Genomic DNA, 15352 nt, shown 5'->3' on the forward strand with positions numbered 1-15352 from the left:
CCGTCGCTTCCTTGCCTCCGTTACGGACCGATACTGAGCGCTCCCGCGCAGCAACACGCCCCGCAGACCCCATGACCGCTTACCGCCCGTTCCCGCTCCCTCCCCCGCCAGCCCCCATGGAACGCACGCCATGAGCAAGCGCATTCCGCTGGATGTCGTGGACGAACAGGGCAATTCGTTCTACGTCAGCGAGCGCAAGGTCTACCCGCGCGATGTCTCGGGCCGCTTCAACCGCCTGCGGGTGGCCGCGGTGGTGTGGCTGTTGGGCATGTACTACGTGTTCCCGTGGCTGTCGTGGGACGGCCGCCAGGCGGTGCTGTTCGACCTGCCCGCGCGCAAGTTCTACATCTTCGGGCTGGTGTTCTGGCCGCAGGACTTCCTGTTCCTGGCGCTGCTGCTGATCATCGCGGCGATGACCCTGTTCTTCTCGACCGCGCTGTCCGGCCGGCTGTGGTGCGGCTATGCCTGCCCGCAGACGGTGTGGACCGAGACCTTCCTGTGGATGGAGCGCTGGACCGAGGGCGACCGCCCGCGGCGGATGAAACTCGACGCCGGCCCGTGGAACCGCGAAAAGGTGCTGCGCAAGGGCAGCAAGCACCTGCTGTGGCTGCTGTTCGCGCTGTGGACCGGGTTCACCTTCGTCGGCTTCTTCACCCCGATCAAGGACCTGGGCGCACGCCTGCTGCCGTTCGAATGGGGCGGCTGGGAGACCTTCTGGGTACTGTTCTACGCGCTGGCCACCTGGGGCAACGCCGGCGTCCTGCGCGAGCAGGTGTGCAAGTACATGTGCCCGTATGCGCGCTTCCAGAGCGCGATGTTCGACCGCAACACGCTGCTGATCGCCTACGACCCGATGCGCGGCGAACCGCGCGGCCCGCGCAAACGCGGCCTCGGCAGCGTGCTGGAGCGCGCACGCGGCCTGCTGATCCCGTCGGTCGCCTATGACTACGTGTTCCGTGCCGGCCGCCATCCGTCCGCCGCCACCCAGGCCGCCCACGCCAAGGGCACGATCACCTGGGACGGCGACCTGGCCGAAGTCGCGCCGCTGCCGAAATTCGCGCCCGAGGAACTGGGCGACTGCATCGACTGCACCATCTGCGTGCAGGTCTGCCCGACCGGCATCGACATCCGCAACGGCCTGCAGTACGAATGCATCGCCTGCGGCGCCTGCATCGACGCCTGCGACGAAGTCATGGACAAGATGGGCTACCCGCATGGCCTGATCCGCTACTCCACGCAGAACGCCATCGACGGCAAGCCGACCCGCGTGCTGCGCCCGCGCATCTTCGTCTACGGCCTGCTGCTGCTGGGCCTGTGCAGCGCCTGGGTGTGGGGCGTGGGCCACCGCAGCGAGCTGATCGCCGAAGTCCTGCGCGACCGTAATGCGCTGTACCGGCAGTCCGCCGACGGCACCATCGCCAACGACTACACGCTCAAGCTGATCAACAAGAGCCAGGAGACGCGGCGTTACCGCATCACCCTGGAGCCTGCCGACGCCGGCCTGCGCCTGCAGGGCCAGACCGAGGTCCAGGCCGGCCCCGAGCAGGTGCTGCCGGTGGCACTGAACGTGGTCGCCGACGGCCAGGTCAGCGGCCGCCGCGCGCTGCGCTTCGTGGTCGAGCGCGAGGGGGGCGACGAGAAGCGCGTCGTCGAAAGCAGTTTCTTTGGTCCGGTGCAATGAACGAACGTCCGAAATCCCCCTGGCGGGTCCCCGTGTTCTGGCTGGTGGTCGGCCTGCCGCTGCTGTCGATCGTGGCCGGTGTCGGACTGGTGATCGTTGCCGTGCGTTCCGGCGGCGCCGATGTCGTGTCCGACCCGGTACAGCGCGTGTCGCAGATCCAGACCACCGACCTGGGGCCGGATGAAGCGGCCGCCAAGCTGGGCCTGAGCGCGGTGCTGCGGGTCGAGGACGGCGTGGTCGAAGTGCTGCCGGCCACCGGCAGGTTCGCCAGCGCGGCGGCGCTGCAGCTGGTGCTGGAACACCCCACCCGGCAGTCCGACGACCTGCGCCTGGAACTGCTGCCGCAGGGCCCGGGCTGGCGCGTCGAGCAGGCGGTGGACGGCGAGCACGACTGGGTCGTGCAGCTGCGCGACGCCGACGGCCGCTGGCGCCTGCACGGCCGGCTGCCGAAACAGCAGCACGCCGCACGCCTGTCCCCCTCGCTGGGCGGGGCACACTGAGCCCGGACGTGATCGCCGATCCGGCGCGGTCGCCCGCCGTCATGGCGGCCACCGGCACCTGCCACCACTGCGGCGAAGCACTGCCGGCCCAGCCCCACATGGCGGCGCTGGGCGGCGGCACGCACGCGTTCTGCTGCCACGGCTGCGCCGCCGCCGCCGAGTGGATCGCCAGCGCCGACCTGGACGGGTACTACCGCCTGCGCAGCGCCAATGCCGCGCGCGTCGGCGAGGACCTGCCCGACCTTGCGGTCTGGGACCGCGCCGACGTGCAGGCCGAGCACAGCCGCCCGGTCGACGGCGGCCGCGAGATCACCCTGCTCACCGACGGCATGCGCTGCGCGGCCTGCGCGTGGCTGATCGATCGCGCGCTGGCGCGCGAGCCGGGCGTGATCGACTGCGGCGCCAACGCCGTCACCGGCCGCATCCGCATCGCCTGGGACCCGGCGCGGACCGCGCTGTCGGCGCCGCTGCGGCGGCTGGCGATGCTCGGCTACCGCCCGTACCTGGCCGGCAGCGAGGCCGCCGAGCGGCAGCGCACCCGCGAACGCCGGCGCTGGCTGCTGCGGCTGGGCATCGCCGGCCTGGGCATGCTGCAGGCGATGATGCTGGCCGAGGCGCTGTACCTGGACTTCAACAGCACCATGCCGGTGCCGACCCGCGATTTCTTCCGCTGGCTGACGTTCCTGCTGTGCACGCCGGTGGTGTTCTATTCCGGCTGGCCGTTCCTGTCCGGGGCAATGCGCGAACTGCGCGAACGCCGCCTGGGCATGGATGTGCTGATCGCCAGCTCGACCCTGCTCGCCTATTTCGCCAGCCTGTTCGAGACCCTCCGCGGCGGCCCGCATGTCTGGTACGACGCGGCGGTGATGTTCGTGTTCCTGCTGCTGGCCGCGCGCATGCTGGAGCAACGCGCGCGCGCGGTGGCCAGCGCCCAGGTCGACGCGCTGGCCCGCGCGCGCCCGGCGTTCGCCACCCGCGAGCGCGCCGACGGCCAGCGCGAGGCGGTACCGCTGGCGGCACTGAGCGTCGGCGACGTGGCCTGCGTGGCCGCCGGCGAGGCGGTACCGGCCGACGGCGTGCTGCTCGGCGGCGACGGCGACGAGGCATGGTTCGAGGAAGCGCTGTTGACCGGCGAATCCGAACCGGTACGCAAGCAACCCGGTGAGCCGGTCTATGCCGGCACCGTATGCCGCGAGCGTCCGGCGCGGCTGCGCGTCACCCTCACCGGCACCGCCACCCGCCTGTCACAGCTGGCGCGGCTGGTCGAACAGGCGCAGGCGCACCGGCCGGCGCTGGCGCGGCTGGCCGACCGCATCGGCAGCCGCTTCGTGCTGGCGCTGCTGCCGGTGGCGCTGGTCGTGTTCGCCGGCTGGTGGCATTACCAGCCCGAACGCGCACTGGAAGTCACCCTCGCCCTGCTGGTGATCAGCTGCCCCTGCGCGCTGTCGCTGTCGGTGCCGGCGGCACTGGCCACCGCGCATGGCGCGCTGGCGCGCATCGGCCTGCTGGCGGTACGCGCGGACGCGATGGATACGCTGGCACGCGCCACCGACATCGTGTTCGACAAGACCGGCACGCTCAGCGACGGCCGCCCGGTGCTGGCCGCCACCCAGGTGCTGGATGCGTCGCTGGATGCGGCCGCCGCGCTGGATATCGCCGCCGCACTGGAGCGCGACAGCGGCCACCCGCTGGCCGCCGCCTTCACCCGCGGCAATGCCGCCGCGCTGCCCGCCACGCAGGTCCAGGCGGTTCCCGGGCGCGGCGTGCAGGGCATGGTCGATGGCCGCCACTGGCGCCTGGGCCGGGCCGATTTCGCCGCCGCGCAGCCCGACGACGGTGCGCTGTGGCTCGGCGACGGCCAGCGCGCCGCCGCCCGCTTCGTGCTGGAAGAACGCGCCCGCGACGACGCAGCGCAGGCGCTCGCCGCGCTGCGCGCGCAGGGCCTGCGCGTGCACCTGGCCAGCGGCGACGGCGAAGCGGCGGTGCGGCGCATGGCCGCGGCGCTGGGGCTGGACGATGCCCACGCGCGGCAGTCGCCGGAGGACAAGCTGGCGCTGGTGCGGCGCCTGCAGGCCGAAGGCCGGGTGGTGGCGATGGTCGGCGACGGCCTCAACGACGCGCCGGTGCTGGCGGGCGCCGACGTTTCCATCGCCATGGGCGAAGGCGCCTCGCTGGCGCACCGCGCCGCCGACCTGGTCACCACCGGCGGCGGCCTGCGCCGGATTCCGGCCGCGGTCACCCTGGCGCGTGCCACCCAGCGCATCATCCGCCAGAATCTGGCCTGGGCCACCGGCTACAACCTGCTGGCGCTGCCGCTGGCCGCGGCCGGCTGGGTCACGCCGTGGCTGGCGGCGCTGGGCATGGCGCTGTCGTCGCTGATCGTCACCCTCAACGCGCTGCGCCTGGCGCGGCTCAAGACCCCCACGGAGGCACCCTGATGGCCATCCTGCTGATGTTGATCCCGATCAGCCTGGTGCTGCTGGGCGCGGCCGTGGGCGCCTTTGTCTGGGCAGTCAAGCGCGGCCAGTTCGATGACCTCGACACCCCCGCGCTGGACATCCTGGAAGACAACGACCGCCCCGCGCCGCCCCCGGTCCAGGCGGGCGACGACCGCCGCGGCAGCGCGGACCCGGCCCGCGAAGACTGACCGTGTTGCCACTGGACATCCCGGTCCTGACCGCCGCGTTCGTCGCCGGGTTGCTCGGCGGGCTGCACTGCGCGGTGATGTGTGGCGGCATCGCCACCGGCTTCCCGGCGATGGCCCCGGGCCGTGCCCTGGGCGTGGCCTGGCAGGCCAATCTCGGCCGCGTCAGCGGCTACACCGTGGCCGGCGCGCTGGCCGGCGGACTGGGCGGCGGCATCCTGCGGCTGGCACGCAGCGACACCCTGGCGCTGGGCGTGCGCGTCGCCGCCGGCCTCGCCCTGGTGCTGCTGGCGCTGCGCCTGCTCGGCCGCGGCGGCCGCCTGGACCTGCTGGCCCGTCCCGGCCAGCAGCTGTGGCAATGGCTGCGGCCGCTGCACCGGCACCTGCTGCCGGCGGACCGCGCCTGGCGCCGCCTGGCGCTGGGTGCGCTGTGGGGCTGGATGCCGTGCGGCCTGAGCCTGAGCCTGCTGAGCGTGGCCTGGCTGCAGGCCAACGCACTGGGCGGCGCGCTGGTGATGGCGGTATTCGGCCTGGCCACCCTGCCGGTGATGGTGCCGCTAACCTGGTCCGGCACGCGCATCGGCCGTGGGCTGCAACGCCCGGGCCTGCGCATGGCGCTGGCCGGTTTCATCCTCGCCGCCGGCCTGCTGACCATCGCCGCCCCATGGCTGATGCAGGTACCGGCCCTGCATGGCGTACTCAGCGCGCTGGGCTGCATTCCCCGGCATTGACGACTTGCCGGGTGGAGACACCGGCACCTGCGCGGAGATGCGGGCTTGCCCCGCATGGGGCTTTTTCCGTTGGGGCAACAGCGTGCGAGGCAAGCCTCGCACCTACCGCGTCAATGCCGGCGGTGGTTGGATCCTGTCGATGATCGGTGGTCGGGACCTCGTACGATCCGCGCACGGCGCAGGCGGGCGCCCACCTGCGCAGGTGCCGGGCTTGCCCCGCATGGGGCTTTTTCCGTTGTGGCAACAGCGTGCGAGGCAAGCCTCGCACCTGCCGCGTCAATGCTGGCGGTGGTTGGATCCTGTCGATGATCGGTGGTCGGGACCTCGTACGATCCGCGCACGGCGCAGGCAGGCGCCCACCTGCGTAGGTGCGGGGCTTGCCCCGCATGGGCCTTTCCGTTGTGGCAACAGCGTGCGAGGCAAGCCTCGCACCTGCCGCGTCAATGCCGGCGGTGGTTGGATCCTCTCGATGATCGGTGGTCGGGACCTCGTACGATCCGCGCACGGCGCAGGCAGGCGCCCACCTGCGTAGGTGCGGGGCTTGCCCCGCATGGGCCTTTCCGTTGGGGCAACAGCGTGCGAGGCAAGCCTCGCACCTACCGCGTCAATGCCGGCGGTGGTTGGATCCTCTCGATGATCGGTGGTCGGGACCTCGTACGATCCGCGCACGGCGCAGGCAGGCGCCCACCTGCGCAGGTGCGGGGCTTGCCCCGCATGGGCCTTTCCGTTGTGGCAACAGCGTGGGAGGCAAGCCGCGCACCTGCCGTGGCAAGGCCGGCGGTGGTGACCGCGCTGATCAATCCCCTGCCGGACCGCCGGCCCTGGCCATGAACGAGGGCAGCCGGCCCTTCAGCGCGACATGGCCGAACAGGCATACGGCATACAGTGCGCCGAGCAGGGACACCGGCAGCCAATAATCAAACGGGATGCGGCCGATGGCGACCTGATGCACCCGATACGCCATCGCCGCCATGCCCATCAGCGCCAGCGCGGCACAGAGCGAACGCAGCACGAGGCGCGAATCGACGATTTCCTGCGCGGTTTTCATGCACGGCCTCCGCTGCCCGGTGTCCTGCCGCGAGGATACGCCGCTTCCCGCCAGCCGCCGGCAACGCCGCTCAATGCCCGTGATCGTGGCCGTCGTGGTCGCCATCGGCGTGCGCGCCCTGCCGCGCGTGCACGGCGCAGGCATCGCCACAATGGTCGGCCTCCACCTGCAGGGTCACGTGGTCGATGCCGAAGCGCTCGTGCAGCATGGCGGCCAGGGTGCGCCGCAGCGTGTCCGCGTCCTGGCCGGTGGCCGCCGTCACCACGTGCGCGGTCAACGCCGGCGTGCTCGAGCCCAGCGCCCAGACATGCAGGTCGTGGATGTCGGTGACGCCGGCATGGCCGCGCAGCGCCTGCTCCACCTCGGCCAGCGCGATGCCCTTGGGCACGCCTTCGAGCAGCACGTTCAGCGCGTCGCGCAGCAGCACCCAGGTGCGCGGCAGCACCCACAGGCCGATCAGCACGGCGAGGATCGGGTCGACCAGGGTCCAGCCGGTGAAGCGGATGATCAGCGCGGCGATGATCACCGCCACCGAGCCGAGCATGTCGCTCCACACTTCCAGGTAGGCGCCCTTGACGTTCAGGCTCTCGCCGCTGCCGGCGCTGAGCAGGCGCATGGCGATCAGGTTGACCAGCAGGCCGAAGCCGGCCACCCACAGCATGCCGGTGGAGGCGATGGGCTGCGGCGCGCGGAAGCGGCCCACGGCCTCCCACAGGATGTACAGGCCGACCGCGAACAGCAGGCCGCCGTTGGCCAGCGCGCCCAGCGCTTCCAGCCGCGCGTAGCCATAGGTGCGGCGCGCGTCGGCCGGGCGCCGGCTGAGCCGCACCGCGGTCAGCGCGATCACCAGCGCCAGCGCGTCGGTGGCCATGTGCGCGGCATCGGACAACAGCGCCAGGCTGTTGGTCATGAACGCACCGACCACCTCCACCACCAGGTAGGACGAGGTCAGCGCCAGCGCCCACCACAGGGGCTTTTCGTGGCGTATCTCGCTGGGGACGTGGTTGTGGTCGTGGCTCATGGCGGGCTCCGTGCAGGACCCCGCCAGCTTAGTCAGCCCGGCGCGGCGGAGACTATTACATCGCCGCCGGCCGCCATGGCGCGGTGCCCGCGGGCGCCGCGATCAGCGCGGCCCCAGCACCGCCTGCAGGTCATCGCCCTGCGGCAGGCCCGAGCGCGTCTGCACGCTGCCGTCGGCGTCCTTGAACACGATGCCCGGCGTGCCCTGGAACCCGAGCTCCAGCATCGCCAGTTCGTTGTCGCGCAGCTTGGCCTCGATCGCGGCCGGCACCTTGGCCACGCCCTTGATCCCGCCGCGGGAAAAGTCGCGTTCGTTCTGCTGCAGCGCCTGCTCCGGCGACGCCGCGCCGAGGATCGCCGCGGCCTTGTTGGCGCTGTCCTCGCGGATCACGCCCACCAGGATCTGCCGGATCTGCACCTTGCCCGATTCCACCCACGGCCGCGCCGCCTCCCAGAAGCGGTTGCAGTACGGGCAGTTGGGGTCGCTGAAGGCGTACACGATGCGCGGCGCGTCGGCCTTGCCGTCGGCCACCCAGTGGCTGGCCTCGACCCGCTGCCACAGCTTGGCGCCCATCGGCCCGGACACCAGCGCCTTGAGCCTGGCGGCACCGACGTCTTCGCCCTTGGCATTGACCAGGGTGCCGACGATCGCATGCTGCCCGTCGCTGGACACGTACACCGCCAGCGGCCGCTGCCCGGCGACGCCGGCGTAGCCGGTCAATCCCACCGGCGTGTCGAACGTGCCCATGAACTCCACGCCCTGCCCGCGCAGGGTCTTGACCACCTCCGGCTCGGCGGTGGCGGTAGTGCCTGCCGGCGGGGATGCCGGTGGCGTGGCACCGCCGTCGCGGGCACAGGCAACCGGCGCCAGCAATGTGGCCGAGAGCAGGAACAGGAGCGGACGGGAACGGGTCATCACATATCTCACGGAAGGAATCGGGAAGTCATTGCAGCTCGCGCAGGCGCGCCTCCAGCGTGGCCCGCGACAGTTCGCCCATGTGCGCGCGGCGCAGCCGGCCATCGGCGTCGAAGAACAGCGTGGTCGGCAGCGCGCGCGCGCCGGTCAGGCGCATCAGCTCCGACTCCGGATCCAGCAGGATGTTCCCCGGCGCCAGCATTTCGGCGCGCAGGTAATCGGCCACCTCGCCGGCGTCCTCGCCCTGGTTGGCGAACACGAAGGCCACCTGCGGATGCTCCGCCTGCGCGCGCGCCAGGGTCGGCATCTCGCGCCGGCACGGGCCGCACCAGCTCGCCCACAGGTTGATCACCAGCGGTCTGCCGGCATGCGTGGACAGCGGCACCGCGGCGCCCTGCATGTCGGTGAGCACGATGTCGGGCAGGACGATGGTGGAGCGCTGCACCGCGAACAGCGCCATGCCGCCGACCAGCCAGAACACGGCGCCCGCGGCCAACCCGAGCAGCACCGGCCTGCGTGGCGCCTGGCGCCGGGTCCGCCACAGCGCGTACACCGCGGCCACGACCACGCCAGCCCCCACCGAGTACCCACCATCGCCCAGGCGGATGATCGACAGCGGCTGCGGCAGGTAGTCCGTGGCATGCCACAGCACATGCACCACGCGCGCGCCCAGCACCCCGAGCAGGAACGCGTCGAGCACCACCGCGCCGGCGCGGCGGCGTCCGCCATCGGCGGCGCTGGCAACGCCGCGCGCGAACAACCAGGCGATCAGGGCCGCGATCAGACCCAGCACTGCCATCAGCGGAAACGGCCCGGCGCTGATCACGGACATGGCGCGCCTCCGAGCGGCGGGCAAAGCTGAACGGGGACGAGCCGGATCATGTGCAGCGGCTGCGGACGCGCCGGCGGAAAAACGGGGGCAAAAGCGCTGGACGACACGTTGGCATGGACCGTTGCGGATAAGCCCTCAAACAGTAGCCGCTACGGCCGATAATGTCTCTTCGCCCCCGACACGTCCCCCCGCCATCGCCATGCCCAACACCGCTCCTGCCCGCGCCGACCACGACGACAACAGCCTTGCCGCGGACTGGCGCAGGAACCTGGTCGAGGCCGGCCCCGAAGCCACGCAGGTGCTGGCGGCGCTGGCGGAAACCGACGCGGCGGCGATGGCGGTGCATTTCTACCAGGTGATGATGGGCGACCCGCGCGCCTCGCGCCTGCTGTCGCACGAGCAGGTGCGCACGCGCCTGCAGCCGGCGATGCAACGCTGGGTGAACGGCCTGCTGCGCGCCACGCCGGACGACGTCGAGGGGCTGATCGCCGCGCAGCGGGTGATCGGCGACGTGCATGCCCGCGTCGGCATCCCGGTGGACCTGGTGACGCGCGGCACCCGCGTGCTCAAGCAGCGCCTGTTCCAGTCCATCGCCGCACTGGCCGGCCATGGCCAGGTCGCGCATGCGGCCGTGGCCAGCCTCACCGCCTCGTTCGACATCGCGCTGGAAGGCATGACCCTAGCTTATTCCAACGCGCGCGAACGCTCCTCGCGTACCGATGCCGCCTACCGCCTGTTCTCGCTGGTGCAGAACGTCGGCACCGAGCGCGAGCGCCAGCGCGCGCTGCTGCTGGACTGGGAAAACACCCTGCTCTACGCCCTGGCGAGCCAGTGCGACACCGCCGGCTTCCCGTCGCTGGCCGGCTCGGAGTTCGGGCTGTGGTTCACCCACAAGGGCGTGCCCAGCTTTGGCGAAAGCGCCGAAACCCGGCAGATCTGCGAACTCATCGGCGAAATCGACAACGCCCTGCAGCAGACCCTGCGCGGCGAGAACGATCCGCGCGTGCGCGCCATCCAGCTGCAGGACATCCGCAGCCGCGTCAGCCAGGTCCGCAGCCTGCTGGGCATGCTGTTCGAACGCATCGGCGAACTCGACGCCGGCTGCGACACGCTGACCAACCTGCTCAACCGGCGCTTCCTGCCCACCGTGCTGCGCCGCGAAATCGAACTGGCGGCCAAATCGCAGAGCAGCTTCGCGGTGCTGCTGCTGGACCTGGACCACTTCAAGGCGATCAACGACGAACACGGCCACGAAGTGGGCGACCGCGCGCTGCAGCACGTAGCCACCATCCTCGGCCAGTTCACCCGCGGCAGCGACTACGTGTTCCGCTACGGCGGCGAGGAATTCGTGGTGGTGCTGGTGGCGGTGGACGAGCCGCAGGCGCTGGTGATCGCCAACAGCCTGTGCCGGCGCGTGGCCGAGTCGCCGGTGGCGCTGGCCAATGGCGATGCGCTGGCGATCACCACCAGCATCGGCGTGGCCGTGCATGACGGCCATCCGGACTACGAGCGGGTCATGGCCCGTGCCGACGCGGCGATGTACCAGGCCAAGAAGCGCGGCCGCAACCGCGTGGTGCTGGCCGACGGCTCGCTGCCGGAAGCGCCGGGACGGATCGCCCTGCAGCGCGGCTGAGCGGACGCGGGCCAGCGCACCGGGCACGTGGCATGATCGGGCTGCCACCGCCACAGGAAAGCCCGATGCCGACTTGCCGCCCGTCGTTCCGCCGCATGCTCCTGGCCTGCTGGGTGCTGCTCGCCAGCACCGCCGCGCTGGCCGCCCCGCCGCTGGCCGAGCCCGCGCATGTCGATGCCGACGGTCCCTACGTGTTCCGGGAAAACGGCCATCTGCGCGCCCGCTGGATCTGCGACGACGCGGTGCAGGAGCAGGTATGGGACGACGCGCAGGCGACGGTTGCGGCGCGCTGCGGCTATCCGCACCCGGTCGCGGTGGCGCCACCGCTGCCGGTGGCCACGGCGGTACTGCCGCAGGCCGCGCGCATCGTCGCCGTGTCCGACATCCACGGCCAGTACGGCCTGCTGGTGAAACTGCTGCGCGCCCACGGCGTCATCGACGAACAGGACCGCTGGACCCTGGGCCGCGACACGCTGGTGATCGCCGGCGACGTGTTCGACCGCGGGCCGCAGGTCACCGACGTGTTCTGGCTGCTGTACGGCCTGCAGCAGCAGGCCACCGCGGCCGGCGGTGCGGTGCATTTCGTGCTCGGCAACCACGAGACCATGGTGCTGTACGACGACCTGCGCTACGTCAACCCCAAGTACCTGCGCAGCGCGCGGCTGCTCGGTCGCAGCTACCCGCAGCTGTACGGCGCCGATTCGGTGATCGGGCAGTGGCTGCGCACCCGCCCGGTGCTGCTGCGGGTCGGCGACACGCTGTTCCTGCACGGCGGCATCTCCCCCGAGGCGCTGCAGCTGGCCCTGGACCCGGCCGCCACCAATGCCGCCTACCAGGCATCGCTCGGGCGCCCCAAGGCGGAGGTCAAGGCCGATCCGGCCACCGCGCCGCTGTACGACGGCAAGACCAGCCCGATCTGGTACCGCGGCTACTTCGACGGCCGCTTGGATACCGCCGGCGTGCAGGCCCTGCTCGAGCGGCTGGGGCTGGAGCGCATCGTCGTCGGCCATACCTCGATGGCGCACGTGAGCACCTTCCACGGCGGCCGCGTCATCGCCATCGACAGCAGCATCAAGAACGGCGACAACGGCGAACTGCTGTTCATCGAAAACGGGAAGCTCAGCCGCGGCCTGCTCGACGGCACCCGGGCACCACTGGCCGAGGGGACGCCCGACGCGGACGGCTGAGCCGCCGTACGGTGCCTCGCGCCGCCCTCGCCGCACCATGCGGCCGGCCGGCGCGCGCTGTACGCGCCATCCTGCCCCGCCGGTCCCGCCCGCGCCGCCCATGAACGCGCGGTCGCCGCGTGACTGGCGTTCCAGAAACGACTGCCTCCACCCAGGTTTCACACCCCCGTCATGAAACCCGCGCCAGCCTGACCAGGCGGGCGTCGCCGGACATCGGGAATCGCCGGAGCGCCCGCGACGACCGACAGAAGCCGCGCCCGGGCAAGCGCCCGGCGCGACGTGGTGTTTGCAGAGCTTGGGACAGGCGATGAAACCACGCGCACTTGCGATGCTGCCGTTGTTGCTGGCCCCGGGAACCGCGCTCGCGCAGGACTCGGTCAGCGCACTGCGGCAGGAAATCAGCCAGGCCCAGGCGCACCTGCAGGCCCTGACCGCGCGCCTGGACGCGCTGGAACGCCAGCAGGGCCACGCGCCGCCCGACACTCCCGCGGCAACCGGCGCGCAGGCCACGCCACCCCCGGCACCCCCACCGGCAGCGCCCGCCAGCGCACGGACCGCGGTGGCCGCGGCGTCCATCCTCCCGCCCCGCGATTCGGTCGCCGACCCGTCCACCGCGGCATCGCGCCCGGACAGCGCGGCCTCGCCCACCGACCCGGAACTCAAGGGCTTCTTCGCCATCCCCGGCACCCAGACCCGGATCCGCCTCGGTGGCTATGCCAAGCTCGACGCCATCGCCGACAACCATGCCGCCGGCGACAACGAGCAGTTCATTCCCTCGTCCATCCCGGTCGGCGGCCCGCACCGGGATGTCGCGCATTTCGGCATGCACGCCAAGCAGACCCGTTTCAGCTTCGAGGCGCGCCGGCCGACCACCCATGGCGCGCTGCGCTTCTACCTTGAGAACGACTTCTTCGGCAGCAGCGACGGCTACCAGTTCCGTCTGCGGCATGCCTACGGGCAGCTGGGCAACACCTACGCCGGTTACGGCTACGCCACGTTCATGGATGCCGATTCGCTGCCCGACACGCTGGATTTCGCCGGCCCCGGCGCCGCCGGCTACCTGCTGGTGGCCGGCATCCACCACAGTTTCGCACTGGGCAAGGGCAACACGCTGACCCTGGCCGCCGAGGACCCCGATTCGCAGCTGGCCGCTGCCGGCGATGCCGACATCAGCACCGAACGCCTGCCCGACATCAGCCTGGTGGCGCGCATGGAGCGCGAGTGGGGCCACCTGCAGTTGGGAGCGGTCGCCCGCAGCCTGGGCTACGACGGTGATGGACGCGCCGACCGGACCTTCGGCGGCGGATTGCAGCTCAGCGGCTCCTACACCGTGGCCGAACGCGACCTGCTGCTGTTCGGGCTGGTCGGCGGCAAGGGCATCGCCCGCTATACCGCCGACCTCACCGGCTCGGGGCTGGACGCGGCGATTGATGCCGACGGCCGGCTCAGGGCGTTGCCGCTGCACGGCGGCTTCTTCGGCTACACCCACTACTGGTCGGACATGTGGCGCTCGAACCTGGTCTACGGCCGCCTGTACCTGGGCGATGCCGGGGCGCTGGCCGGCGACGCCTTCCGCCGCAGCCAGTACGCCGCATTGAACCTGATCTGGAGCCCGGCGCCGTCGTGGACGATGGGCATGGAAGTGCTCTACGGCCAGCAGCGGCTGCAGGACGGCCGCAGCGCCGACACCCTGCGCGTGCAGGGCAGCCTGCAGTACAGCTTCATCAAATAGCCCGCGCCCGCGCGGGCGCCAGCGCCGTTTCCACTGGAGTCACACCGGCATACCCGTTGAAAGGAGAACCCCATGGCAGGCCAGAAGAAGATCGGCGTGGTTGGAGCAACCTTCCTGGTTGCCGGCAACATGATGGGCTCGGGCGTGTTCCTGCTGCCCTCCAGCCTGGCCAAGATCGGCACCGCCTCGATCTGGGGCTGGCTGATCACCACCGCCGGCGCGCTGCTGCTGGCGTTCGTGTTCGCCAAGCTCGGCAAGCTCGCGCCCAAGGCCGGCGGCCCCTACGCCTATGCGCGCGACTGGTTCGGCCCGTACATGGGCTTCCAGACCAACACCATCTACTGGTTCGCCAACTGGATCGGCAACGTGGCCATCCCGATCGCGGCGGTGGGCTACTTCAGCTATTTCTTCCCGATCCTGTCCGAGCCGCTGCCGCGCTGCATCGCGGTGCTGCTGCTGGTGTGGGCGCTGAGCCTGGCAAACGTCGTCGGCCCGGCCTTCGTCAGCCGCGTGCAGACGGTTACCACCAGCTTCGCGCTGGTGCCGATCCTGGGCATCGCGGTGTTCGGCTGGTTCTTCTTCGACCCGGCCATCTTCAGGGGCGCCTACAACGTCTCGGGCCAGTCCAACTTCGGCGCGGTGTCCAGCGCCGCGGCACTGACCCTGTGGGCGTTCATCGGCGTGGAATCGGCCTCGGTGACCGCCGGCGTGGTCGAGAACCCGGAGAAGAACGTCGCCCGCGCCACCCTGGCCGGCGTGTTCCTGTCCGCCATCGCCTACATCGCCAGTTCCTCGGTGATCATGGGCATGGTGCCGAACGCGCAGCTGCAGGTCTCCGACGCGCCGTTCGCTTTGGCGGCGGCCAATGCGGTCGGCGGCTGGGGCGGCGCGCTGGTGAGCCTGTGCGCGTTCCTGGGCGCGGCCGGCTCGCTGGGCGGGTGGATCCTGCTGACCGCGCAGAGCGCCAAGGCGGCCTCGGACGACGGCCTGTTCCCCGGCGTGTTCAGCCGCACCAACCAGGATGACGTGCCGGTCAAGGGGGTGCTGATCGTCGCGGTGCTGATGACCGTGGCAGTGTTGATCACCTCCACCTCGAAGACCGCATCGGCACAGTTCGACGTCATCACCTCCGCCGCCGTGGTGCTGACCCTGCTGCCCTACATCTACTCCTGCGTGGCCTGCTACTTCGTGGTGGAGCGCTCGCACACGCTGGTGCACACCGGCGCGTTCTGGGTACTGACCAGCATCACCGTGGTCTATTGCCTGTGGGCGATCTTCGGCTCGTCCGGCGCGATCGTGCAGTACGCCTTCCTGTTCGTGCTGTTCATCACCGTCTTCTATCCGTTCTTCAGCGAAGAGCGTCGCAGGCAGCGGCTTGCCCGGCTCACTCCCGCCGGCGCCCCGCGTGCCGGGTCGAACTGAATCCCC

At 71.2% G+C, this 15352-nt stretch carries 13 protein-coding genes; 9 read left to right on the forward strand and 4 right to left on the reverse strand.

Annotated elements, in window-relative coordinates:
* Positions 1–130: 130 nt before the first annotated feature.
* From MKP15_RS01540 to MKP15_RS01560, 5 genes are read left to right on the forward strand one after another with little or no spacing between them, the layout of a single operon-like run.
* Positions 131–1681 carry a 4Fe-4S dicluster domain-containing protein gene (locus MKP15_RS01540; RefSeq protein ID WP_240211566.1) on the forward strand — a complete coding sequence of 517 codons (1551 nt, stop codon included), beginning with the start codon at positions 131–133 and terminating at the stop codon, positions 1679–1681.
* Positions 1678–2181: a FixH family protein gene (locus MKP15_RS01545; protein ID WP_240211567.1), complete on the forward strand. Its 504-nt coding sequence runs from the start codon at positions 1678–1680 to the stop codon at positions 2179–2181. Before MKP15_RS01540 ends, MKP15_RS01545 begins: the two co-directional genes overlap by 4 nt.
* An 8-nt stretch (positions 2182–2189) precedes the next feature.
* A complete protein-coding gene (locus tag MKP15_RS01550) occupies positions 2190–4619 on the forward strand; it encodes a heavy metal translocating P-type ATPase (RefSeq protein ID WP_240211568.1) in 2430 nt (809 codons plus the stop codon).
* Entirely contained in the window at positions 4619–4828 is a 210-nt protein-coding gene (gene ccoS, locus MKP15_RS01555) for a cbb3-type cytochrome oxidase assembly protein CcoS (protein WP_240211569.1), read from the forward strand. Before MKP15_RS01550 ends, ccoS begins: the two co-directional genes overlap by 1 nt.
* A gap of 2 nt (positions 4829–4830) precedes the next feature.
* Complete coding sequence (locus MKP15_RS01560) at positions 4831–5556, forward strand: sulfite exporter TauE/SafE family protein (RefSeq protein WP_240211570.1); 726 nt, start codon at positions 4831–4833, stop codon at positions 5554–5556.
* A gap of 796 nt (positions 5557–6352) precedes the next feature.
* Here the strand turns inward: MKP15_RS01560 and MKP15_RS01565 are convergent.
* The 4 genes from MKP15_RS01565 to MKP15_RS01580 all read right to left on the reverse strand — a co-directional run bounded on the left by MKP15_RS01565 (position 6353) and on the right by MKP15_RS01580 (position 9372).
* Positions 6353–6604, reverse strand: coding sequence for a hypothetical protein (locus tag MKP15_RS01565; protein ID WP_240211571.1), 252 nt, complete (start codon positions 6602–6604; stop codon positions 6353–6355).
* A 70-nt stretch (positions 6605–6674) separates the two neighbouring features.
* Positions 6675–7625 (reverse strand): cation diffusion facilitator family transporter, encoded by a 951-nt coding sequence (locus MKP15_RS01570; RefSeq protein ID WP_104938397.1) that lies wholly within the window; start codon positions 7623–7625, stop codon positions 6675–6677.
* A gap of 102 nt (positions 7626–7727) precedes the next feature.
* A complete protein-coding gene (dsbG, locus tag MKP15_RS01575; RefSeq protein WP_240211572.1) occupies positions 7728–8540 on the reverse strand; it encodes a thiol:disulfide interchange protein DsbG in 813 nt (270 codons plus the stop codon).
* A 28-nt stretch (positions 8541–8568) separates the two neighbouring features.
* Entirely contained in the window at positions 8569–9372 is an 804-nt protein-coding gene (locus MKP15_RS01580) for a TlpA disulfide reductase family protein (protein ID WP_240211573.1), read from the reverse strand.
* Positions 9373–9571: 199 nt separating this feature from the next.
* Between MKP15_RS01580 and MKP15_RS01585 the strand changes: the two genes are divergently transcribed.
* The 4 genes from MKP15_RS01585 to adiC all read left to right on the forward strand — a co-directional run bounded on the left by MKP15_RS01585 (position 9572) and on the right by adiC (position 15346).
* Entirely contained in the window at positions 9572–11005 is a 1434-nt protein-coding gene (locus MKP15_RS01585; RefSeq protein ID WP_240211574.1) for a GGDEF domain-containing protein, read from the forward strand.
* A gap of 65 nt (positions 11006–11070) precedes the next feature.
* A complete protein-coding gene (locus MKP15_RS01590; protein WP_240211575.1) occupies positions 11071–12192 on the forward strand; it encodes a metallophosphoesterase in 1122 nt (373 codons plus the stop codon).
* Between the two features lie 328 nt (positions 12193–12520).
* A complete protein-coding gene (locus MKP15_RS01595) occupies positions 12521–13924 on the forward strand; it encodes a DcaP family trimeric outer membrane transporter (RefSeq protein ID WP_240211709.1) in 1404 nt (467 codons plus the stop codon).
* Between the two features lie 72 nt (positions 13925–13996).
* The gene (gene adiC, locus MKP15_RS01600; RefSeq protein ID WP_240211576.1) at positions 13997–15346 is read left to right on the forward strand and encodes an arginine/agmatine antiporter; all 1350 of its coding nucleotides are present in this window, start codon (positions 13997–13999) and stop codon (positions 15344–15346) included.
* Positions 15347–15352 lie beyond the last annotated feature (6 nt).

This window comes from Stenotrophomonas sp. Y6, from assembly GCF_022436665.1.
GTDB classification, from domain to species: domain Bacteria; phylum Pseudomonadota; class Gammaproteobacteria; order Xanthomonadales; family Xanthomonadaceae; genus Stenotrophomonas; species Stenotrophomonas acidaminiphila_A.